19 protein-coding genes are annotated in these 23,299 nt (G+C 42.7%); 13 read left to right on the top strand and 6 right to left on the bottom strand.

From position 1 onward, the window contains the following. Positions 1-31: 31 nt before the first annotated feature. The 4 genes from KXD93_RS12950 to KXD93_RS12935 form a co-directional block, all read right to left on the bottom strand. Positions 32-1,030, bottom strand: a complete 999-nt coding sequence (locus KXD93_RS12950; protein WP_258137535.1) for a PorP/SprF family type IX secretion system membrane protein — start codon at positions 1,028-1,030, stop codon at positions 32-34. Continuing rightward, entirely contained in the window at positions 1,027-5,019 is a 3,993-nt protein-coding gene (locus KXD93_RS12945; RefSeq protein ID WP_258137534.1) for a T9SS type B sorting domain-containing protein, read from the bottom strand. Before KXD93_RS12945 ends, KXD93_RS12950 begins: the two co-directional genes overlap by 4 nt. A gap of 241 nt (positions 5,020-5,260) precedes the next feature. After that, a complete protein-coding gene (locus KXD93_RS12940) occupies positions 5,261-5,908 on the bottom strand; it encodes an FkbM family methyltransferase (protein WP_258137533.1) in 648 nt (215 codons plus the stop codon). Further along, positions 5,905-7,221: a flippase gene (locus tag KXD93_RS12935; RefSeq protein ID WP_258137532.1), complete on the bottom strand. Its 1,317-nt coding sequence runs from the start codon at positions 7,219-7,221 to the stop codon at positions 5,905-5,907. Before KXD93_RS12935 ends, KXD93_RS12940 begins: the two co-directional genes overlap by 4 nt. A gap of 266 nt (positions 7,222-7,487) precedes the next feature. On the opposite strand from KXD93_RS12935, the gene KXD93_RS12930 reads away from it, so the two are divergent. The 6 genes from KXD93_RS12930 to KXD93_RS12905 all read left to right on the top strand — a co-directional run bounded on the left by KXD93_RS12930 (position 7,488) and on the right by KXD93_RS12905 (position 14,795). Beyond that, a complete protein-coding gene (locus KXD93_RS12930; RefSeq protein WP_258137531.1) occupies positions 7,488-7,877 on the top strand; it encodes a hypothetical protein in 390 nt (129 codons plus the stop codon). 98 nt (positions 7,878-7,975) lie between these two features. After that, positions 7,976-8,497: a MarR family winged helix-turn-helix transcriptional regulator gene (locus KXD93_RS12925; protein ID WP_258137530.1), complete on the top strand. Its 522-nt coding sequence runs from the start codon at positions 7,976-7,978 to the stop codon at positions 8,495-8,497. 124 nt (positions 8,498-8,621) lie between these two features. Beyond that, positions 8,622-11,417, top strand: coding sequence for a TonB-dependent receptor (locus KXD93_RS12920; protein ID WP_258137529.1), 2,796 nt, complete (start codon positions 8,622-8,624; stop codon positions 11,415-11,417). Positions 11,418-11,457: 40 nt separating this feature from the next. Continuing rightward, the gene (locus KXD93_RS12915) at positions 11,458-12,900 is read left to right on the top strand and encodes a beta-helix domain-containing protein (protein ID WP_258137528.1); all 1,443 of its coding nucleotides are present in this window, start codon (positions 11,458-11,460) and stop codon (positions 12,898-12,900) included. A gap of 181 nt (positions 12,901-13,081) precedes the next feature. Then, positions 13,082-13,393: a hypothetical protein gene (locus tag KXD93_RS12910; RefSeq protein WP_258137527.1), complete on the top strand. Its 312-nt coding sequence runs from the start codon at positions 13,082-13,084 to the stop codon at positions 13,391-13,393. A 556-nt stretch (positions 13,394-13,949) separates the two neighbouring features. Beyond that, positions 13,950-14,795 carry a tectonin domain-containing protein gene (locus KXD93_RS12905; protein ID WP_258137526.1) on the top strand — a complete coding sequence of 282 codons (846 nt, stop codon included), beginning with the start codon at positions 13,950-13,952 and terminating at the stop codon, positions 14,793-14,795. A gap of 407 nt (positions 14,796-15,202) precedes the next feature. Here KXD93_RS12905 and KXD93_RS12900 read toward each other — a convergent pair whose 3' ends face one another. Together KXD93_RS12900 and typA are read right to left on the bottom strand one after the other, a co-directional pair. Next, the gene (locus tag KXD93_RS12900; protein WP_258137525.1) at positions 15,203-16,231 is read right to left on the bottom strand and encodes an Ig-like domain-containing protein; all 1,029 of its coding nucleotides are present in this window, start codon (positions 16,229-16,231) and stop codon (positions 15,203-15,205) included. A gap of 132 nt (positions 16,232-16,363) precedes the next feature. Then, positions 16,364-18,175: a translational GTPase TypA gene (typA, locus tag KXD93_RS12895; protein ID WP_258137524.1), complete on the bottom strand. Its 1,812-nt coding sequence runs from the start codon at positions 18,173-18,175 to the stop codon at positions 16,364-16,366. Positions 18,176-18,610: 435 nt separating this feature from the next. Here typA and KXD93_RS12890 point away from each other — a divergent pair, with 435 nt between their 5' ends. The 7 genes from KXD93_RS12890 (at position 18,611) to KXD93_RS12860 (ending at position 23,296) form a co-directional block, all read left to right on the top strand. Next, positions 18,611-19,129 (top strand): hypothetical protein, encoded by a 519-nt coding sequence (locus KXD93_RS12890; RefSeq protein WP_258137523.1) that lies wholly within the window; start codon positions 18,611-18,613, stop codon positions 19,127-19,129. A gap of 123 nt (positions 19,130-19,252) precedes the next feature. Continuing rightward, complete coding sequence (locus tag KXD93_RS12885; protein ID WP_258137522.1) at positions 19,253-20,035, top strand: YceI family protein; 783 nt, start codon at positions 19,253-19,255, stop codon at positions 20,033-20,035. Positions 20,036-20,051: 16 nt separating this feature from the next. Beyond that, entirely contained in the window at positions 20,052-20,435 is a 384-nt protein-coding gene (locus tag KXD93_RS12880; protein WP_258137521.1) for a hypothetical protein, read from the top strand. A 20-nt stretch (positions 20,436-20,455) separates the two neighbouring features. Beyond that, the gene (locus KXD93_RS12875; protein ID WP_258137520.1) at positions 20,456-21,424 is read left to right on the top strand and encodes a DUF5777 family beta-barrel protein; all 969 of its coding nucleotides are present in this window, start codon (positions 20,456-20,458) and stop codon (positions 21,422-21,424) included. A gap of 64 nt (positions 21,425-21,488) precedes the next feature. Continuing rightward, complete coding sequence (locus KXD93_RS12870; protein ID WP_258137519.1) at positions 21,489-21,896, top strand: c-type cytochrome; 408 nt, start codon at positions 21,489-21,491, stop codon at positions 21,894-21,896. Positions 21,897-22,063: 167 nt separating this feature from the next. Continuing rightward, positions 22,064-22,342: a hypothetical protein gene (locus tag KXD93_RS12865; RefSeq protein ID WP_258137518.1), complete on the top strand. Its 279-nt coding sequence runs from the start codon at positions 22,064-22,066 to the stop codon at positions 22,340-22,342. A gap of 24 nt (positions 22,343-22,366) precedes the next feature. Continuing rightward, positions 22,367-23,296, top strand: coding sequence for a 4Fe-4S dicluster domain-containing protein (locus KXD93_RS12860; RefSeq protein ID WP_258137517.1), 930 nt, complete (start codon positions 22,367-22,369; stop codon positions 23,294-23,296). Positions 23,297-23,299: the final 3 nt, after the last annotated feature.

The raw sequence follows: 23,299 nt of genomic DNA, 5'->3' as shown, positions 1-23,299 counted from the left end.
GGATAAAGTTTTATTTTATTTGTGCCTCCCCCTAAAACTTCGGACAAACTTCAGAAGGATTGGTGTTATATTTAAACACATAGCTCAACGACAGTTCAAAACCGCCTTGTCCGTTGGTGGCCTGCCTTAGGGCCGAAGTATTAAAATCGTAGCTCACAGCAATCACCAGGCTTTTTACATGGTAGCCTACATCTGCGACTGCGGCATCACCGAGGCGGTACATGGCGCCAAGGATAAGGCCGTTGTTGGGATCGGCCTTTAGTTCGGAGTAAATGCCCAGTGCCTTTATCGAAGCCCCCTGCTGACTGATAAAAACGGCATGTGGGGTTACATCAAAATCATCAGACGCCTTGATCTTGACCCCTGCATGGGCTGTAAACCGGATCGGCAGCTTAGTGCTAACACCCTCGGTGGCAAACGGATCGCTTGGCCCATTGAGGTGTGCGGCGCTTATGCCGGCAAACATATTTGCCTTATGTAAAGGATCTCCATCATAATAAAAGATCCCCGCGCCTGCATCAAATACGGTTGCGCCTGTTGTTGGAAAACTTTCGTTGGAGGGTAAGGTAGGGTCGTATCCGCCAACCCCGGAGTTGTACTGGTTATCGAACTGTGCTTTGCTGGGGTCGAAGCTGCGGTTAATGAGCCCGGCCTGCAGGCCGAAATGCAGCTTTTGCGTGCCATCCGGCGAGATGGCTATCCCGTAGCCAAATGATCCGTACGCAGCGAAGTAATTATACCCCGCAGTCCCGGCAGCCTGGTTAATTACGTTGAAGCCGAGGCCCACCTTGTCGCCCGAGCGCACATCCATAGATAGACCGCCGGTTTTGTAACCGTTTGGAATACCTACCCATTGGTCCTTAAAATTGGCATTTATACGCGCGGTGCCGTCAATTACACCAGTTAACGCAGGATTAAGCCATAGCGGATAGGCATAATATTGCGAAAAGTGCGGATCGATCTGCGCCTTTAACGTGCTGATGGCCCCCAATTGGAGTAATACCGATATGAATACAATTAGCTTTCTCACCTTATTAATGTAACCGTTCCTTTTTTCTTCACTTGTTTTCCGTCGTTCATTATAGCCTCCAGGTAATATACATAAACTCCGGCAGGCTCAGCCCTGCCTTTATAGGTGCCGTCCCAGCCGTTTTGCTGGTTTACCGTGGTATACAGCATTTCGCCCCATTGGTCGTACACATAAAATTTCAGGCTCTTTATATTTCTATTACGCACATATACCACATCATTTTTTCCGTCACCATTTGGGGTAAAGGCATTGGCAACAAATATTAAGTCGGCTAACGGATCAATGGTGGTACCGGTTACCGGTAATGAATTAGCGCTCAACTGGCATGGTGCCCCGGTAGCGCGCACAATAATAGTAATACTTTCATTAACCTGTAGCCCGCTTACTTCATGGGTTAAACCAGAAACTCCTCCTGTAGGGAAGGTGAATGTGGCGCCGCCATCAGTACTTACTTCATATTCTCCCGCGCCCGGCACTGCAGGCCATTGGAAAGTTATGGTTGATGTAGTAACTGAACTTACATACGGCACCGGCGTAGCCAACTGTTGTAGCAAGTCGACCTGTACGGCTGTTCGCGACGGCGATGGGCAGCCTGTAGCATTATCAGTTGCGTCTACATAATAAGTAGTTGGGGTATTAACCGGAGGTGTTTGAAAGTTCGCAGTTGCAGAGAGGCTGGTACCGCCTGTTGGATCTGCATACCAGTTTATAGTTACGTTTTGGTCAAAAGTAGTGGCAGTTAGGCTGGCTTGATAGCCGGGGCAAACACTTGTACCCTTTGCGGTTACTAATTTTGGCGCCTGTTTAGCTGTAATGGTAGCCGCTGTATATGGCGACATACAATCGGCGCTGTTTACCGCCTGTACATAGTACGTTGTAGTGTTACCCACTGGAGGCGGCGTGAAGTCAGGTAACGACCAGATAGCGGGCTGATCGGGGTTTGCATTTGACGGATACCAATTGTAAGTTAACGATGCCTGCGGGTTGGCAACACTTAGCGTGGTGGTTGAGCCTGCACAAGCAGATGGGTTTGCGTTAACCAACACCGGCGCGCTTGGCGGGGTCAGGACTGTTACGTCTACCCTGGTAAGCACCGGGCTTGAGCAGGAGCCACTGTTTGTAGCCTCAACATAATAATGATATGTTTTGCTCTGGGTTAAGGCATCGGTGGTATAGGAAGTAGCTGTTATCAGCAAATTCGATTTATCCGGCGAATCGTACCAGTTATAAGTTAATGTAGGATCAGGCGAAGTGACAGAAATTATAGCCGGATTGCCGGGACAAATTGGGGCAACCGGATCGACAGATACATTAGCAGGCGTTTGGTTGACAACAATCCTTTGAGGGGTACTTTGCAGTACACAAGTTCCGGACGTTACATCACGCCTGTACCAGGTGGTTGTATAAATAGTAGGCGGATTATTGTAATCTATGGTATTAACACCAGCAATGAGACTCCAGGTAGCCTGGTTATCAGTGGAGCTGTACCATTGATACGTGTATGTACCAGGGCCGTCACCACCACCGGGAGGACTTCCTGAGATATCCCCTGGATTTGCACTAACACAAAAACCAATAGGTGGTGTGTTTATGGTATTACCTGTTATCGCTGGTGTAATATGTATTTCAACCGAATTACTGATCAATGGCGTTGTGCAAATGCTGTTCATTACCACGCGGTGGTAAAACATGGTTGAGGTAAGATTTGGCGGATCAAAAGTTGCGCCTGTCTCGCCATTTATTGGGGTAAAAATAATGTTGTCAGTTGATTGTTCCCACCGATAGGTGTAATTGCCGTCGCCGCCTGAAGGTGGTAGGCCCGTAATTGGCCCTGCGTCACCCGCTTCGCAAAATTTGTTCACAGGTGGTGCTGTTATGATATTATTGGCAAGCGCCGGGTTAATTGTTACAACTACGACATTGCTCTCTGATGTGCCAAGGCAAAAGCCGGACGACACTACCCGTTTAAACCAGGTTGTTTTAGTTAAAGCCGGTGCGGAATAATCTGGTGATGTTGCACCGTTTATCGGGAAAAAGGTGGTATTGTTTGTAGAACTTTCCCATTGATAGGTGTATGAGCCATTTCCGCCCGTTGGTGGTTGCACTGAGATAGTTAACGGACTGCTTGTTACACAATAAGAAGCGTTGGGCGGTTGATTTATTATATTGGATGTAATTGCAGGCGTAACGGTTATAGTTACAGGCCCGCTTACTAATGGTACGGTACACGATCCCGACGTTACACTCCGCTGAAAAATTGTAGTTTGGGTAACGGTTTGCGGGTCGTAATTTTGTACGTTTGAATTTGGGATTGGGTTAAAAGTTAATCCGCCATTGGTTGAGCTTTGCCAAACATAAGTAAAGATTCCGTTGCCGCCGGTCGGTAGTAATCCCGGTATCGGTCCGGGCGAGCCGCTTTGGCAAAATGATACAACCGGCGGGTTATTTATGGTGTTTTTTGCCAGGGGAGGCTCTATATTTACGGAAATGACGTTACTCAGCAATGGCACATCGCATGCATCGGACGTAATTGCGCGTTGGTAGTAAGTTGTTTGTGTTACCGTTTGCGGATTGTAGTTCTGTACGTTTGAATTTGGAATTACAGTGAATGGACCGGCGGCGGTTGCGGCACTTTGCCATACATAAGTATAATTAACACCGTCGCCCCCGGTAGGTTGGCTGCCTTGTAAGGGACCCGGCGCATAGCTTGCACAATGGGAACCGGCGGCGAGCGGGGTTAGTGTATTATTGCCTAAGGCAGATTCTACCGTGAAGGTAATGAGATTGCCAATATTAGGTGTTGTACAAGGGCCCGAGGTTACATAACGGCGATAATAGGTTGTTACATTTAATGCGGGTGGCGTATATTTATTTATATCATTAGCTCCTATAATAGGCGTAAAAGTTATATTGTCAGTCGAACTTCTCCATTCAATAATTAACGTGCCATCACCGCCTCCCGGTCCGTTTCCTGTAATGGTTTCCGGTTGGCCGCCGACACAAAAAGACGTAGGCCCGTGAGCCGTAATCGCATTGCTGTTAATGGGTTCTACTATGCTTATGGTAACCGTATTACTCACAACAGGCGGGGTGCAGGGTCCGGAAGCTGTCTTTCGTCGGTAAAGGGTAGTTGCAGTAAATGGCGCCGGGGGAATATAGCTTTGTAATTTATCATTTGAGCCTATATCGTTAAAGGTGGCGCCATTGTCTGTCGAGATTTGCCATTGATAGGTATAGCTGCCATTACCACCTGTTGGCAGTTCGCCATTAATTATTCCGACAGTGCCGCTTCCACAAAAGGAACCGGGATTTGGCTGGGTAATTCCATAGTTAGCGATTGGAATAGACGGATTTACCGCAAGATCGTTATAAGAATCATAAGTAGTACCTACGGCGGATACTATTATTGCGCGCCTGAACGAATAGATTTTTGCCGTGGTTGGATTACTTGTAAGTGTTGCTGTTGTATAATTGAGGTTTGTGTTTATGCCGGCTGCGGGGTTCCAATTGCCTGCAGCGTCAAGAATTTCCCACCTGTAGGTGACCGCAATTGGCGGCGGCGGATCACCTGCTATTGTGGTTGATGTACCGGTACATATTGGCGACGGACTTCTTGCAGCCAAAACGTTTACAGAGTAATAAGTGCCACCACTTGGATCCGCGGCATCAACAGTGTAACCCACAGCGCTGGTAAAATTCTGCGGAACCCCGGATGCCGGGTTTACCGTTGAGCCGGCCGTTACCGTTATTGTTGGTGTTAATGAAGTAATAACTTGTCCCGCGTGTACCACAATTCCAATGGAATGACTGGTTTCATCAATAACTTCGGTTGCAATTTGCTGTGGAATTTTAAAGGTTAAGATTTGGCCGGGAGCAAATCTTATTATCGGACTTTTTTTAGGCGGATAAGGACTTTTTACCGGCTTTAAACCAGCCTGGGTGTAAAAGCAAAAGGTAATAAAAGCCAACAGGAATGTTAAAAAGCGCATGCCTTTTTTTATTGTGCCTAAACAGAAACTTTTACGGTAAAATGTGTTCAATAGTTATCAATAAAGCCCGGAGTAAAAAGTATATAAAGCTAATATTCCGCTGCCTAATTCAGAAACATTTTTTTTCGTGCCCTGATATTTTTTTGCACAATGATAAAAAACGGCATGCAATGGTTAACGCTAGCTCACTAATTGCTTATTAGTTAGGGGGTAAGCAGCTGTTTGCGGCCAGACTTATTTATTAAATATCCAGGCAATTGGCAGCCTTATAAAACACAGATGTTGATTTACGATAGAATAACCCGGGCGAAATTCCGCTGAATGATAATTCCTTGTATCCTTTGCCCTTTAAAAACTTAATACCTTCCTGGTAAAAGTCGCGCTCTGAATCGTCCAATACAATAACGCCATTTTCAGAAACTGCATTTACAGCCTGTTTGCAGCAATTTACCCTGTCGCGGCCATCCACAATCAATATGTCGAATTTTTCCTCAAGCTTTATGGGCATCCGGCAATAGTCGCCATCGCGGATCAGCTCACAAAAGATCATCTCTGAATTGGCCGGCTTGGATTTTACGATCTTATCAAACCATTCCTTATCATGCTCAACCGAAACTACCAGCCCAGCGTATTTGGCGTAAAAAAAAGTTGAGTTGCCCGAGCCGAATTCAAATACGGAATGGTGCTTTTGGATGCGCTCCTTTATAAAATCGATAAAAGAATAAGTTACCCACGGAATGGGGTTACCCTCACCGTCAACCGGCGATTTGCTGTCGAAACCTTTGAACCATCCTATATCGTTCAAATATCCTTTATGGTTAAATGACAACAACGCCTTCAGCCTTGCAGGGCTGGTTAATACCTGAAGCAATGAGGAAATTTTACTCATTTTTTAATGATTTTTTGTGCGAGCGAAATTAGAAATAATGATTTTAACATCATAACACCCTGTTTGTTTACTTTTGGGATCAGCAATACAAAAAATGCTGAACTGGCATAAGCTATTAGTGTAGCAATAGCAGCCCCCATCAGCCCCATTTTGGGGATCAGGATAAGGTTGAGAACGATGTTCACTAAAGCACCAAACCCTGTGCGCCAAAAGGTAAGCTTAACGTAGCCCTCGGCTATCAGATACTGACTATTAGCTGCTCCTAAGAATACAAATACCCCCGACCAGATGTGTACTGATAAAGCGGGCGCAGCATAAGCAAACTCGGGAGTATACACTTTATAGATCAAATGCGAAGAAAACGTAATAATTATAGCCGCAGGTAAACTCAGGTAAACCATCAAGTCGTAAAGGTTTTGAATACGTTTTTTATAACGGTCCAAATCATCACGGCGGGCATTTAATATGGCCGGGAACAGGGTTGTCACAATAACAGTAGGAACGAAATTCCAGGCCTCGCTTAATGATGCAACTGTGGCGTAAGCACCGGCCTCTGATGGGCCGGATATGTTCTGGATCATCAATTGGTCTATCTTCATGTATAAGGAAACCATTATTCCTGATATAATCAACGGCCATGAATGCTGCAGTAGTTTTTTTGCCAATTGGCTATTGTATGCCCAATTGAAAATATTGCGTCCTTTGCGCTGATAGGTAAAGTAATATCCTGTAGCCAGTAGCAGGAAATCTAAAGCATAGGCATATACAAAGGCGATAAGCGGCATCTTTAGGTAGATAAGCACCAGCTTTATCGCTGCAGATAAAAGGTTTCCAATAACCTGTACCTGCATAATATATTTTGATTGAACCTCTGACTGAAAATAAGAGTCGATAACGTTAAACGCCTGGAAAACTCCCACCGCCGAAATTATCAGCACATAATTATACGGCGTTCCCTGGGCGGGATAAACCTGGTAGGCTAACCATATTAATGGAATACAGGCTATGCCGCCAGACAACTTCATCCAAAAGGATGTACCTAAAATTTGGTCGCGGTTTTTTGGGAATTGATGTAGCTCCTTAACAATAAACTGGTCGAGCCCCAGTGTGGCAAGCGCTGAAAATAAATAGATATAAGTAATGCCTCCGGTTATAATACCCAGCTTGGCTTTGCTTAGATATCGCGCAACAGCAATGTTAACAATGAGTTTGATAAGCAGGCTGCCCACTTTACCTATAAAAGTCATCCCCGTATTTTTGAAATACTTTTCTAAAGCCTGCTGATCAAAACCTTTAATGTTGGGGAAACGCATATTTTCAGAATCAGGGGCTAAGATACAAGAATCATCGCATCAAATAGAAGGAGCGCTGCCAAGTATTGTTTTCCGGGGATAGTAATTACTATCCATAGGTGGTAAAAATGCCTGTTATTGGTCATTGTATTAATTTATACCCAGATGGTTAAATTATTTAATAAATAAAGTCATTGTTAAATTTATATTAACAAATTAAATTCAGTTGCCAGCGCTATCAATAATGTAAATATTTGTATTGATTAAGTATTGTTCAACAAAAACAGATGTCGGTGCTATTTAAAATATTCATAAAGTTTTTACTGTTTTTAGCGGTGGGAATTATAGTGGTATCGCCGATCTCCAGCCTTATTTCGGGCAAGGTAATGACTCATCATCATCAATCTGTGATCAGTAAAACCAAGTCTGCACATCATCAATATTTTGAATGCGGCGGCCACAACCTGAGTTGGGATTTTTTTTATAAGCGCCACCTTTCAACTCCGCCGGTGCACTTTAAGTTAAGAACTGTTGCCATAATATACCTGTTGTTTAGCTTATTTGCCATTAGCTATGCCTTTGCATCCCCCAAAGTAGCAAAGTATAATTTTCTTTCGGGAAAAACCCAATTTCCGGTACTTCAGAAGCACCTGGTTTTTCAGACATTCCTTATTTAGCCTTCTCGCGGCATTTAGCCACAATCCATTATAATTAACATAATTATTCATTTCCCGGCGGCTGGTTTTTGCCTGTGCCGGGTATTGTTATTAATAAAATGAATTTTGGAGAAGATCTGAATCTGCAGTTAATCCAGGTTAATAAATCATACCAGCAATATTTATTTGGTGCACTAAAGGAAATAGACATTTATCAGCATTACCCTATTATTTTAACCATAAACAGGGCCGGCGGCCGTACCACACAGAAAGCTATTTGCGATGAGTTGCAAGTAGAAAAATCAAATATGGTTGCTATAATAACATCGCTGATAAACAAAAACTATGTTACCAAAGAGGTGAACTTTAAAGACCGCAGGGGTAAACTCATCACCCTTACGCCAAAAGCCAATTATTTAATAAGCGTGCTTAACAGTTTATTTGATGTTTTTGAAGATGACTTGATAGAGGAAATTACCTGGCAGGAAAAATACACCTGTTTGCGCGTATTAGCAAAGGCTAACGAAAAGCTCAAATCCATAGCTTTGAACAACGCAGGCTTTGACAGGATGATCAGGCAGATGGCTTTGGTAAATAACGAGGGGATTTTAGCACAGATACTGGTAGAAAAACGGGGATAAGGCCATAATGGTTATGAAAATGAACCATTGGTAACGCACTGAACAGAAACATATAATGGTTTGATAATGGCTAAAAATCGTTTGGTAAAAATGGCAGAAATAGCTTTGCATCAAAATATTTTGAGTGAAAAAAGTTATAAATTCTGTTCTGGCGTTCCTTCTCCTAACTGTAAGTTGTTCGGTTGTTTTTGCCCAGGGAACCGGTAAAATTGTTGGCAAGGTTATAGATGTAAAAACCAGCGAAACATTAATAGGTGCAACCGTAGGAATCCAGGGAACCACAACCGGCACTGCTACTGATGTGGAGGGCCATTACGTTTTGAACGGCTTAAAACCAGGGACCTATGCACTTACTATTAAGTATATTGGATATGAAGGCAAGGTAGTATCTGAAGTGGAGGTTAAGGCCGGTACCGCAACCGGCCTTGATGTTGCTTTAGGGCAAGCCGGGATTTCAAAACTTAACGAGGTTGTAATAAAGGCAACTTACCGGCAGGAATCGACGAGCGCATTATATGCTATTCAAAAAAACAGCATTTCTATTGCTGACGGAATTTCATCGGAGTTGATCAGAAAATCGCCGGATAAAAGTACCAGCGATGTATTAAAGCGCGTAAGCGGCACAACCATACAGGACAATAAGTTTGTAGTGGTCCGTGGCTTAAGCGATCGGTACAACAGCGCATCATTGGATGGGGCGCCATTGCCAAGCACTGAACCTAACCGCAAGGCCTTTTCGTTCGATATTATTCCGGCATCATTAATTGATAATATTATTATCAGTAAAACCGCCAGCCCGGATATGCCCGGAGATTTTGCAGGTGGTAATGTGCAGATCCTTACTAAAGACATACCCGATCAGAATTTTGTAAATATTGGAATAGGCTATGGCTACAACACACAGAGCACGTTTAAGGATTTTAGAAGCGGATACCGCAGGGTGGGCGATTATTTCGGGTTTGATGATGGCAGCCGGAAGTTAACTTCAAATTTCCCATCATCAAATCAAATCGTAAACAGGCAACTAACCCCCAATGGCAATATCCAGGCTATTAATAGCTTAAATAACGACTTTAATATTTATACGAGCAAGGCCCTGCCAACTCAAAACTACCAGTTTACCTTAGGCGATGTACGCGAAATTGGAAAAAGCAAAAACAGGTTTGGTACCACCATTGCTTTAACCTATAGAAATTCGCAAACGTTTATCCCCGATCTGCAGCAGCAGTTTGATAATTACGATTACCACAATCAGCAGTACAAATTCTCAACCAATGTAGGCGCCCTGGCTAATTTTGCTTACAGTTTCGGCAAAAGCAAAATAACTTTTAAAACTTTATATAACCGGATATTTGACGATCAGTTTACCTATCGTACCGGACGAAATACAAGTACATCAACCACCGGCGATAACCATTTTTACGCTTATGACCTGCTTGAAAAAACCTTGTTTAAAACCACATTAGATGGCGAGCACGGCATAGGGGCGAAAAATGCCAAACTAAAATGGAACCTGAGTTACAACAATGTTTTAAACGACCAACCTGATCAACGTAAGGTAAATTATAAACAAAATGCCCCCGGCGATCCGTACGTTGCCCAGGTTACAGGCCTTCAAAAAGAAAACGCCCGCTTGTTTTCACATTTAAGCGAAAACGTTTACTCGGGTAAGATAGATTTTAGCCTTCCGGTTAAAATGTTTAGCCAAAGCGTTTTTAAAACAGGCGTAAACTCGCAATACCGCGACCGTACATTTAGTGCCAGGTTCCTGGGCCTGGTGCTTAATACAAACGACCCTAATTACGACTCGAATGCTATTTTAGAGCGGCCTATCGGTACCCTTTTCGGGCAAAATGTGATTAACACCGGCTTGTATAATCTGGACGAATTATCAAACCCTACCGACAGGTACACCGCCAACAGTTTAACAAACTCGGCTTATGCTATGCTGGATAATAAAATAGGCGAGGGTGTAAGGATTGTTTATGGTTTAAGGGCCGAGAAGTTTAACCTGAAACTACGTACAGAAGAAACTAACGTAAAACAACCACGTACGGATCTTGATAACCTTGATCTTCTGCCTTCGGTAAATTTTACTTACAGCTTAACAAAAAAAGCAAATTTCAGGGCATCGTATTATCGAACAGTAGCGCGCCCCGAGTTGCGTGAAGTAGCTCCTTTTCCTTATTATGATTATGAGCTGCTTTCAACGATACAGGGCGAACCAACGCTAAAACGTACCACTATTGACAACGCAGATATAAGGTATGAGCTGTACCCTTCAGCAGGGCAAATCTTTTCAGTTTCGGCATTTTACAAAAACTTCACCAATGCAATTGAACCGGTAATTGATGACGTAAACTCATCAACTACCATCAGTTATTTTAATTCAAAATCGGCCTATGTTTATGGCTTTGAACTTGAGGTGCGTAAAACGCTTGACTTTATTGGCAGCGCGGCATTTTTTAAATCTACCACGGCTTACGCAAATTTTTCATTCAACAAATCAAAAGTTACCAATCCTGATGACGGTGTTAACCGGTTGGAAAAATCGAGACCATTGGTTGGCCAGTCGCCCTATGTTATTAATGCAGGCTTGCAGCATACCGAATTTAATAACAAGCTTTCGCTGAACGTGCTGTTTAATCGTTTGGGCAAAAGGATATTTTATGCTGGTGGTGTGCGTTTCCCAAGCGTTTACGAAAACCCGCGCAATGTGCTCGATTTCCAGGTTGGATATAAGGTGCTTAAAAGCAAAGGCGAAATTAAATTTAATGGCAGCGACATCCTGAATCAAAAATACGATTTCACGTACCAGCTTGATGGTAAAACCTATACCCCGCCCGGCACAGGTTACATCTTTAGGAGGTATACGCCTGGCTCCAATTATTCAATAGCATTTAACTACACATTTTACTAATCGTTAAACTCTTTAATCTTCAATAAACTATAAAAAAAATATGAAAAAATCAATTCTATTACTGGCGTTAAGCGCCATTATTTTGGCTACATCATGTAGTAAAACAAACTCCACTATCGATCCTGTTGTTCCGCCTGTAACATCGTCAACAGTTGAGGTTAGCGGCGACATAGCTACAAGCACCACCTGGAAGGCTGATAAAATTTACCTTTTAAAAGGTTTCGTTTATGTTACAAATGGAGCGGTGCTTACTGTTGAGCCGGGCACTATTATTAAAGGCGAAAAAGCAAGCAAGGGAACGTTAGTGGTAACCCGCGGTGCCAAATTAATGGCCGTGGGCACGGCTGATAAACCTATTGTATTTACTTCGTCTTTTGCTGCGGGCACACGTTCGGCCGGCGATTGGGGTGGTATCATCCTGTTAGGAAAGGCGCCTGTTAACCAGGGCGATAATGTAGGTATTGAAGGCGGTTTGGATGCCAAAGGCGATGCCGCAAAATATATACAATACGGTGGTTCAGTCGCTGATGATAACTCAGGCACATTAAAATATGTACGTATCGAATACGCAGGTATCCCTTTTTCACCTGATAACGAAATCAACGGCCTTACCATGGGCGGCGTGGGTTCAGGCACAACCCTTGATTATATTGAAGTTTACCGTTCAGGCGATGATTCATTTGAATGGTTTGGCGGTAATGTAAACGCAAAGCACTTATTGGCCATTGGCGGCCTTGATGATGATTTTGATACCGATTTTGGCTATTCAGGTAAAGTTCAGTTTGGCTTATCGCAACGCTATCCAACCATTGCCGACGTTTCGGGCTCAAATGCCTTTGAATCAGACAATGATGGTTCAGGCTCTGATAAAACCCCGCAAACTTCGGCGGTATTCTCTAACATGACGCTTTTGGGCCCTATTTCAAGCCTAACTGTGCCTTCCAACGTAAACGCTAACTACCAGCATGGCGCTCAAATTCGTCGTAACTCGGCGCTGAGTATATTAAATTCTGTTTTTGCAGGTTTCGCCGAAGGTATTTATATCGATGATTCAAAAGTTACCACCGCAGGCTCAACATCAACCAACTATACTGCGGGCCGTTTGGTTTTTGCAAACAACATAGTTTACGGAAGCAACAAAAAAGGCAACGAGGTAAAAGGTGACAACCCTGCTCAAAAAGCAATATTTGAAACAACCTTACGGGCTAACAATGTTTTTGACGCAGCCTTATATGCTGATGCTTTAATTACAGATCCGTTCAAATTCTCGTCGGATTTTGCCCGCCCCGGAACACCGAACTTCACAGTTAAAGCCGGTTCGGCAGCAGAAACCGGCGCTTTGTTTACGAATGCAAAAGTAACAAATGCATTTTTTGATAAAGTTAGTTACCGCGGCGCGTTCGGCGCAACCGATTGGACCGCCGGCTGGGCTAATTTCGACCCGCAGGTGTTACCTTACACAACTCCGGGTGCAGTAAAGTAAATAGTGTTAAGTCAACGGTCTTCTGTCGAAAGCTTTAAGTCAAATTTGTTTTTTTCTGACTCAGAACTCAAGGCTAAGTGTCAATTCATGATCGACACGACACCGGTTTAACTTAAGTAAAAGCTGCGCCAAATAATTGGCGCAGCTTTTTGAATTACATTCATTTTTACACAAGTTTTTTATGGGGTTTTTAAAAGCAAACTTAAATGAAACGGATGTTCAGATATCGCAATTTGCGAGAGCCATGGCATTGCCTGTGAGGGTTTTTATCATCCGGATGATAATTGAAAACGGAAATGGAATAAGTAAAAAGGCTTTTTATACTGATACCTATAAATCGCGTACAATCGATAAGCATATACTTGAATTAAAGTCGCTTGGGATTATCAAAACCAGTAATGAGCAAGCCAGTGTGATTTATTGTATCGATAAAAAAATGTTCGACATGATGTCAGTTAAGTTTAGCTTGCTTTTTAACCACAAAAGGCAATAGTAAATCCACAAAAAAAGCACCCGGTATTTTACCGGATGCTCTATATAATTTTAATAAGCCAGCAGGTTCCGCCTTTGTTGGTGTTGTCACCAACAAACGATGAGGCTATTGGGTGTGCATTTGTACAACCAGATTGGCGGCATTGATAAACAGACACAAACCTCATCCAACTTGTTGGTGACAACACCAACAAGGGCATCGAAATCAACAATCAGGGTCAATAATGAGTATCAGTGCTGTAAAATATGGGCAATAGGGTATAGGCGATTGTGACTATTTTCCTTTCTTAAATCTTCATCACGCAAGCGGCTTAGGTGGATGTCTAATATTTGTATGCTTTTACCAAGTGTTATCAACCGTAATTTAATTTATTAATCATTGGGTAAATTAATTATTAACTAAATATTAATTTAATTGAGCTTTTTTGAAATTTTAAATGCGCTTGTTCTATTTTTTATTAATTTTTATGAAATTATTTGTTTGCTACTATTGCTTTTTGTGAAATTCTTGTATTTTTGTTTTATAACAATTTCGTTATAACTTAAACCTTTCGCTTGTGAAAAAAATCAGAATAGCCTGTTTGCTATTTGCTGTAGCAAACATTTTTATTGCTTGTAAAAAAGAAAGCAGCCCAATTAAAACCGACTCATCGTTTTCTAAAAAATTAACCGGTAGCCAGGCAAATTTGCCTTCATCAGACAATTGGCTACAATTACCAGGTGCAGGTACGGATGTCGGTATAGGAGCTAATGGTTCTGTTTTTATAACAGACACCACAACAGTATCACCAACAGGGGGATATGGGATTTTAAAATGGAACGGAAGCAGCTGGACAACTTTTTCGGGAGCGGCAGTTAGATTAGCTGTAGACCCACAAGGCAATCCATGGGTGATTAATAAATCACACCTGATTTTTAAATTTAATGGTAGTGCTTTTCAGCAATTACCAGGTACAGGTACCGACATTGGCATAGGTGCCGACGGTTCTGTTTTTATCACAGATACCACAACAGTATCTTCAACCGGAGGATTCAGAGTTTCAAAATGGAATGGAACCAGTTGGGTTGTGATATCAGGAGCTTCAGGCGTAAGAGTAGCTGTAGATCAATCCGGAACACCATGGGTAGTTAATAAATCTAATTTAATTTACAAATACAATGGAACTATGTTTCAGCAGGTGGCTGGTTCTGCTACGGACATTGGCATTGGTGCTAACGGAAGTGTATACATTGTTGGCACAACCCTGGTTTCCACATCCGGTGGCTACGGAATTTCAAAATGGAATGGAACCGGCTGGACCGCTACCGTATCAGGTGCAGGAATAAATGTAGCTGTAGATCCTCAAGGACATCCATGGACAGTTAACGCTTCGCATTTAATCTACAATAACCTTAATTTATAAGGACTTATTTGCATTATATCTAAAGTAAAATCACCTGTATTTTTTTAGGACGATACAGATTAAAAAATTGGGTCTGCCGGGGTTTAATCTCGCGGACCCGATTTTTTTTGCACTCTATAGAAATATTAGCACACTATAAGAACTATCCAACAGCGAACAGTTACTTAAGAAAGCTTAACGAAAACAGAAGTCGAAATGGGCTTACTTTCAATTGCTCGTAACCTCAAAAAGTGAGAGGCGCAAGCTAATTTTGGCTTTTTATCCTAAAATCCAGCTAATTCGAAGCCCTCCCCAAAAAACTATCATTGTGGACATTGTCCTAATGGACAATCCAAAAGCAATCAAAATGCAAAAACCGTCTCATAAACTAGTTATGAGACGGCCTCTGATTATTGTGTCTGGTACGATTAGTTTAAATGCAATAACCCATTGCCATCGATATAAACGATGTCGCCGTTTGGCTTAACAGATATGCTTGTGGCAACTGCGGAACTTACTGAAATGGAAGCCCATGAACCCGGATCAGTTAATTTGGCTATGGTGATTGGCGAACCGGTAGTTCCGGTTACATATACGCTGCCATTAGCGCCGATCCCGATGTCGTTAGCTGAAACTCCACCAATAGGGTTCCAGAGACTTATGCCATCGTATTTGTAAACAATGTTTGATAGGTTAGCTACATAAGGAATCCCTGTTGGGTCCACCGCAATATGGATACCTGCACACCCTGGCATAGTAGTCCAGTTGCTGCCATCCCACTTCAAAATATTTTTACCCCCGCTTGGTGAAACATCCTGCGTACCAATAATGAATGTTGAACCATCGGCACCAATCCCTATGTCGGTAGCTGTACCGGGTAGTTGTTCCCAGGCAGATGTTGAATCACGGAAGCGATAAACGATATGTGATTTATTAACTACCCATGGCCTGCCATCAGGGCCTACGGCTATCCTGACACCTGCACATAAAGGCAGCTTATTTAATTTGTCGCCCGAAACCTTGTAAATACCGTATCCGCCAGTGGGCGACACCAAATCGGTCCCAATTACGTAAATAGAACCGTCGGCACCAACTGAAACATCAGATACTTTGGTATCCGAAATATTGTTTCCACCGACAATAACTACGCATTTTGCCGAAACCGCATAAGTTTTACTAACTGCTGTTATGGTAATCACGCCCGGGCGAAAAGCATTAATTAGCCCTGTGGCATCTATCTTTGCTATGGAAGTATCAGATGAGGCCCAGTTAATTTGATCAGCATGATAATTTTTCGCGGCAAGAAATTGCGTTGTACCCTGCGTAATCCGGACAGTATCGAAGGTAAGTTGTATGGAATGGTCCGGATTTGTCTGAACGTCAGTAAGCTTACTGCAGGAATTCAGGATCAATATAAATCCGAGCACTGCAATTGTGATAAGGTAAATTTTTTTCATGAAATGTTATTACGGATATAAATGTAGCTTTTTATTTGCAACAAAAAAAGCATCCGGTAAACCCGGATGCTCTATATATTTGTTGATTATCTACCTCAATTAACCACTCTCTCAATCAACCTAATCAACTTCTTATTGGTTAACAAACTTCTTAGCGTTAACTCTTCTTTCGTTTTCGTTCAGGAAGATCTTACGCATCCGGATGCTTTGAGGGGTTACCTCAATGTATTCGTCGGCCTGGATGTACTCCATCGATTCTTCTAACGAGAACTTGATAGCAGGGGCAATACGCACGTTGGTATCGCTACCTGATGCACGCATGTTGGTTAACTGCTTGCCTTTGGTAAGGTTAATAACCAAATCGTTATCACGGATATGCTCGCCTAAAACCTGTCCTTCGTAGATATCAGTTCCGGGATCGATATGGAAACGACCGCGGTCCTGTAATTTATCAATTGCAAAAGCGGTTGTTTTACCGGTATCCATTGATACCAATACGCCGTTTAAACGGCCTGGGATTGTGCCCTTCCATGGCTCGTAAGCTTTAAAGCGGTGTGCCATGATAGCCTCGCCGCCGGTAGCAGTCAGTACGTTGTTACGTAAACCGATGATACCGCGTGCAGGAATATCAAATTCAAGGTGCTGTAAATCGCCTTTTGGCTCCATTACAAGTAAGTCACCTTTACGTTGTGTTACCAGCTCAATTACCTTACCGGCAACTTCACCAGGTACGTCAACTATCAAAGTTTCAACCGGCTCGCATTTAACACCGTCAATTTCTTTAACAATAACCTGTGGCTGGCCAACCTGCAACTCGTAGCCTTCGCGGCGCATGGTTTCGATCAATACTGATAAATGGAGAATACCACGGCCATACACTAAGTATGAATCAGGCGATTCGGTTTCAACAACCTTAAGCGCCAGGTTCTTTTCCATTTCCTTGTATAAACGATCGCGCAGGTGGCGTGAGGTTACAAACTTGCCTTCCTTACCAAAAAACGGTGAAGTGTTAATGGTGAACAGCATGTTCATGGTAGGCTCGTCAATATGGATAACTTCCAGTTGTTCCGGTTTGTCAAAATCGGCAATGGTATCGCCAATGTCAAAACCATCAATACCAACTACGGCACAGATATCGCCGGAGCTAACCGATGTAGCTTTAACTTTACCTAAACCTTCAAAAGTATAAAGTTCTTTTATGCGTGATTTTTGAATAGTGCCATCGCGTTTTACCAACGATACCGGCATGTTTTCTTTTATAGTACCACGTGCAACACGACCGATTGCGATACGACCTACGAATGAAGAATAATCCAAAGAGGTGATCTGCATTTGTAAAGTACCTTCGGCAATAGGAGCAGGAGGGATGTTAGCCAAAATGGCATCCATCAAAGGGAAAATGTTATCAGTTGGAACCTTCCAGTCTGTGCTCATCCAGCCTTGTTTTGACGAACCATAGATAACCGGGAAATCCAGCTGATCTTCAGTTGCTTCAAGGTTGAAGAACAATTCAAAAATTTGTTCGTAAACTTCTTCAGGGCGGCAGTTTTCCTTATCAACCTTGTTTACAACAACAATAGGTTTTAAGCCAAGGGCTAAAGCCTTTTGTGTTACAAAGCGGGTTTGAGGCATAGCGCCTTCAAATGCATCGCAAAGCAATAAAACGCCATCGGCCATTTTTAAAACGCGCTCAACCTCGCCGCCAAAGTCGGCGTGACCAGGGGTATCGATGATGTTGATCTTAACATCCTTGTACATAACCGAAACGTTTTTTGAAACGATGGTGATACCTCGTTCGCGCTCCAGGTCATTGTTGTCCAATATCAATTCGCCTGTCTGTTCGTTATCACGAAAGATAGAACAAGCGTGTAATATTTTATCAACCAGGGTAGTCTTGCCGTGGTCAACGTGAGCGATGATCGCTATATTTCTTATTTTTTGCATGAAAATGCGCCTCTTAAATTTTTTGCAAAGGTACGTTTATTTAATGAAAATTTCAAGATGTAGCAAGTAATTGCTGAAATAATGATTTGGAGTTAACATTACTTAAGCACACCTTAATATGCCCGAAATGTATAATAAGTACAATTTCGTTATTTCAAGGGCTTTAATTTGCAGTTCCAGATGCGTATGTCCTCTGGTTCTCTCTTCAATAAAATAAGGTGGTACAACAGCGCCCGACTGTAAAAATCTTTGGCATTTCGAATATTTCTTAAACCGCATAACGGTCATCTTTTAAAGTGATATGCATCATATTTCTACCAGGAATACGGGTGTACATTGCGGTGGTTACACTGGTAACGCCTTATCTCAGTAAAAATTTCGAAATCGTTATTTATGGATAATAGTTTTTTAGCGTATATACAGAAACTTGAAACCATGGCCTTTTTTTCCGGCTATGCACTGGTTTATACAGGAGTACTTTTTCTCTCCGGGAACAAGTTGTTCAAAAGCAAATTTGTTGACAAACTAGTTTTACTGCTACCATATACCTACGCATTTGTTGGTGCATTATTCCTGGGGTTTCAAATTAGAAAGCTTTATCCCGATTATTCCCCCGAGCATATCCGACTCCTCATTCAACAATCTTATTTAGTAATCTGGGGATTTCTATCCATTGCTTTTTGGTTGCCGGTATTTAACAAAAGGCCCGTATTAAGTTTGATTCATAGTTTGGTGTTTTTCTGCGTTCTCGCCGGTGACCTCTTCATCCAGTTAACCACACCTTCGGCAGATAATAATATCCTAAAAAACGACATGAAGGTTTATGGCGCCAGCATGATCTTAAACCTGGGGGTACTTGGCTTTTTGGCAATTCTGGTTACACTCTATACCTATTTTAAAGACAAACAAATGCAACATCGTCATACAACAAGGCGGCAAAAAAGGCACCCTTAAGTGAATTTGAGATTAAGTGACTAGGATCATTTAATAAACGCTGAACCGTCACCTAACCGTAAAATTCCACCCTATACTTTTGACATTATAAAAACACATCAAACTCTTAAATAAAACAATGTTATGAAACGATTCAACAAAATACTGATGATTGCTCTAATTTTCATAAGCGGTTATGGATTAGTAGCAAGTTGCACGCATAAAAACGACCCTTTGCCTGCGTCCGTATCCACTGCAGTAAAAATTAGCCGCGGTACACATGTACACCTTGCCGGCGTGGTGTTAGGAGATACCAGCCAATGGAAATTCGACAAGGTGCATAGTGCCGTTAACTGGTCGAGCCCATTTTTAGAAGTGGGAGCTGATTTAACCGGAAAATTCAACCAATTCGGGGTAGCTGATTTGAAGGATGCAATGATGCTGAATTACATCACAACCAAGCAACCGGTGCCTGATACTTCATGGGCGTTTTACGAAAATGAACCTGCCAAGACACACTTTGCCGGATATATTCAAACCAACCAGGTAAATACAGGCGAGCCGGGCCGTGATGGCGGTTGTTTGATCACCACTTTTGGCACTACTAAAATTGTAGCAGGCACCCAAAACCTTACAGCGGCAAATGTTGCCCGTATAAAAACTACTTCAGTGGCATTTGATGCGGCCAGCAGCGGTTACATAGTAACCTTTGATTTTACCTGGCAGGTAGGTACCGGACCGGCTGTTACGCAATCAATAGTTGGAAAATTAAGCTATATACCTGAAACACTTGTACCGGGAACCACCAACAGCGAGTTTGGGCTAAAATTAGAGTTCCAGATAAATAAAGCTGATTTCGGTATCATAAACACTGAGGTTGCCGACAAAGTAAGCATTGTAGTTAATGCCAACTTTAATAACAAGTAATAAAAAACGACTTACGATGAAACGATTAGCAATTATTGCCGGGATCCTTTTTGTGATGGTGATCGGAGTTACGGGCTGCTACAAGGATGTTATCCTGCCGAAATCAGGAACCGATCCGAATGCCGCACCGATAGAATACAGTTATAAAACAGACATCGCCCCGCTGCTTAATACCAGCTGCGCCTTATCAGGCTGTCATGTTGCAGGCGCACAGGCACCCGACCTGGAAACAGCTGTATCATACAATAGCCTGGTTAACGGCGGATATGTAAATACCCTGGTTCCAAAACAAAGCGATCTGTATATCATGATCAACGGAAATATGGAGGTACACATTCCAAGCGCAGCCGACAGGCAAAAAATTTATGACTGGATAAGAACCGGTGCTCTTAATAATTAAGTGACTTAAAAAATAACGACGTGAAACTAAAAATAAATATACCAACCCGCCTGCTTAAAGCAAGCCTGTGCCTGGTTTGTTGTTTGTTACTACACCAGGTAACCCTTCGTGCCCAGGACACCACGGCAGCAGCAAAAGCAGATGTACCAGCCAAAGTCAAACCGGTAAAAAACACCTTTCAAAGTGTATGGATAATTGACAATCAAACGGTAATGGTACCCGTTAAAGGCACATTTGAGATGGATATTCAACACAGATTTGGAACGGTTAATAATGGCTACTCTGATTTCTGGGGGCTATTTGCCTCTTCCAACATCCGCATTGGTGTGGGCTATGCGCCTATTAATAATCTTAACCTGGGTATCGGCATCGACAAATTTGATATGCTTTGGGATGGAAGCGCAAAATACGCTATTATGAAACAAACCAAAGGCAAATTTCCGGTGAGTATAACCTATTATGGAGATTTGGCTATTGACACCCGTAAAGATGTTGGCAACACGCTTTTCGCCCATCAGTCTGACCGTTTTATCTCCTTCAACCAAATAATTATTGCCAGGAAGATCAACGATAAACTGTCCTTGCAAGTAGCGCCAAGTATTACACACCAAAATGCGGTACAAGGTTTCTACACAAAAAATGACAGTACCGGGCAAAGTATTTTCGAGGAAATGAAGCACGACCACTTTGCGATTGCCGTTTCCGGGAGATACAAGCTGGGTGATGCAACTGCAGTATTAGTCAATTACGATCAGCCTTTAACCCACCATGCCACCAATAACCCCAGTCCTAATTTATCATTTGGGTTTGAGTTTGCTACAAGCGGCCACACTTTCCAGTTGTTTATGGGTAATTACTCCATGCTGAACCCTGGAAAAAATAACCTATACAATACAAACAGCCCCTTTAAGTATACACAATCTGACGGTACAAAGATGAAGGGTGGCCAATTCGTCATCGGGTTTAACATTACCCGCCTGTGGAATTAGCAATGAGACAATAGATACAATTAATATCCAATGTTTTTAATCACATATAATTAAGTTAAGTTCTATGAAAACTAATTTATTATTAGCCACTTCAGCAGTTGCCGTGAGCATCCTGAGTGTTGCTTTTACCAGCATCCAACAGACCAAACCATGGCCTGTTCCAGAAAAAAGCGCGAAAATGGCCAACGCGGTTAAATCGAGCAAGCAATCAATAGCCGATGGAAAATCGCTATGGAATTTACATTGTGCATCATGCCATGGTAAAACAGGGTTGGGTGATGGCAGCAAGGCGGCCCAGTTAAAAACTCAGCCAGAAGACATGACCAAAGCGGCTTTACAATCACAATCTGACGGATCTCTTTTTTACAAGATCTCGGAAGGCCGCGATGACATGCCAAGCTTCAAAAAGAAAATCCCGGATGCTGATGACATTTGGAACGTAGTGAACTACATACGTTCATTAAAGAAGTAGTAATACCTCAATTAAAACAAAACGGCTTTTTAGTTAAGGCCGGGTTGTTTTAATTGATAAAAACTACGCATCAAAAGGTATTCCTGATCGGCTGCAAAAATTATTTTAAACAGCCGGACGGCCTAACCTATGCCATTTTTTAACACGCTATTTAAAGCATATATATTATGAATGACCAGGAAAAAATAACACCGGCAAATTCAGCATCACGAAGAAGGTTTGTTTGGAAGGCCGGCGCATTTGCTGCATTTGCTGCTGTTTCCGCATCGTTAGGACTGCCTTTTTTCGTTAAGAAAAATAAAGTTCAGCCCCTGCCCGAAGTAAAATGCGGCACAGTGAGAATGCTAACACAGGATGGCAGGCTGGTAGAAATAGATGCTTCGTTATTAACCGCTAACCGGAAAAAGGTTACGGACAACGAACTTAAAAACTGGATAAAAAAATAAGAGGATAGTCCTTATAAAAGTAAAATGGAAAAGGGAAATAATTCAAGAAGAGACTTTTTATTAACCGGTTTGATCACTGCCGGGTTAATATCAGGATGTGCACCAAAAGCCGACCCGTTTGAAGCAGGAGCCAGCGATATAGCAGTGGCGTCGGGCAAAAAAGTAAAGCTGTTATCAGTTGATGGAGAAGAGATTGAGGTGGATGAAGCATTTCTAAAACCTGTTCCTCACATGCCGCCTGTAAGCAATACAGAAGCAAGGATAGGTATACCCGGTAAAAAGTTTGTAATGGTTATTGACCTCTCCCGGTGTAAAAACCTTAAGAAATGTCAGTCGGCCTGTAATCATGCACACGAATTGAATCCCGGTGAGAACTGGATTAAGGTTGACCCGATGCAGGATGCAGAGCATACCGCACCCTATTGGGAGCCAACCACCTGTATGCATTGCGACGAACCACCATGTGTTAAGGTTTGCCCTGTTGATGCAACCTTTAAAAGGCAGGATGGAATAGTTTTGATAGACAGCGACCGCTGTATAGGCTGTCGTTTTTGTATGGCAGCCTGCCCGTATTCAACCCGGGTATTTAACTGGGGGGCTCCTGAAATTGCACCCGCCATTGCGGCCCAGCCATACTCGTGCGAAACCAGTATCCCTCAAAAAAAGGGAACAGTTGGCAAATGTGATTTTTGTGCAGATATGACCAGGATGGGCGAACTGCCGCATTGTGTTTCGGCATGCCCGAACGGCGTTTTTGCCTTCGGCGATATTAATGAAGATTCAGTAAGCAACGGCGCAGAAACCTTCAGGTTCAGCGACCTGATCAAAGACAAAGGAGGCTACCGCTTAATGGAGGACCTGGGAACTAAACCAAGCGTTTATTACCTGCCGCCTGTAAGCCGTAATTTCCCTTTTGAATCTGGTCTTGAAAATGACAAGGTGCAGAATAAATAATAT

The sequence above is a fragment of the Mucilaginibacter phenanthrenivorans genome (genome assembly GCF_024721155.1).
Taxonomy (GTDB): domain Bacteria; phylum Bacteroidota; class Bacteroidia; order Sphingobacteriales; family Sphingobacteriaceae; genus Mucilaginibacter; species Mucilaginibacter phenanthrenivorans.
The sequence above is the reverse complement of the archived record's forward strand: the minus strand, read 5'-3'. Positions and strand labels throughout refer to the sequence as shown.

Coding starts and splice junctions, on each gene's coding strand:
- KXD93_RS12940 (WP_258137533.1), bottom strand. CDS start 5,908: ATGAGTAAAATTTCCTCATTGCTTCAGGTATTAACCAGCCCTGCAAGG.
- KXD93_RS12910 (WP_258137527.1), top strand. CDS start 13,082: ATGGGGTTTTTAAAAGCAAACTTAAATGAAACGGATGTTCAGATATCG.
- KXD93_RS12915 (WP_258137528.1), top strand. CDS start 11,458: ATGAAAAAATCAATTCTATTACTGGCGTTAAGCGCCATTATTTTGGCT.
- KXD93_RS12880 (WP_258137521.1), top strand. CDS start 20,052: ATGAAACGATTAGCAATTATTGCCGGGATCCTTTTTGTGATGGTGATC.
- KXD93_RS12900 (WP_258137525.1), bottom strand. CDS start 16,231: ATGAAAAAAATTTACCTTATCACAATTGCAGTGCTCGGATTTATATTG.
- KXD93_RS12945 (WP_258137534.1), bottom strand. CDS start 5,019: ATGCGCTTTTTAACATTCCTGTTGGCTTTTATTACCTTTTGCTTTTAC.
- KXD93_RS12860 (WP_258137517.1), top strand. CDS start 22,367: ATGGAAAAGGGAAATAATTCAAGAAGAGACTTTTTATTAACCGGTTTG.
- KXD93_RS12930 (WP_258137531.1), top strand. CDS start 7,488: ATGTCGGTGCTATTTAAAATATTCATAAAGTTTTTACTGTTTTTAGCG.
- KXD93_RS12935 (WP_258137532.1), bottom strand. CDS start 7,221: ATGCGTTTCCCCAACATTAAAGGTTTTGATCAGCAGGCTTTAGAAAAG.
- KXD93_RS12885 (WP_258137522.1), top strand. CDS start 19,253: ATGAAACGATTCAACAAAATACTGATGATTGCTCTAATTTTCATAAGC.
- KXD93_RS12865 (WP_258137518.1), top strand. CDS start 22,064: ATGAATGACCAGGAAAAAATAACACCGGCAAATTCAGCATCACGAAGA.
- typA (WP_258137524.1), bottom strand. CDS start 18,175: ATGCAAAAAATAAGAAATATAGCGATCATCGCTCACGTTGACCACGGC.
- KXD93_RS12925 (WP_258137530.1), top strand. CDS start 7,976: ATGAATTTTGGAGAAGATCTGAATCTGCAGTTAATCCAGGTTAATAAA.
- KXD93_RS12890 (WP_258137523.1), top strand. CDS start 18,611: ATGGCCTTTTTTTCCGGCTATGCACTGGTTTATACAGGAGTACTTTTT.
- KXD93_RS12870 (WP_258137519.1), top strand. CDS start 21,489: ATGAAAACTAATTTATTATTAGCCACTTCAGCAGTTGCCGTGAGCATC.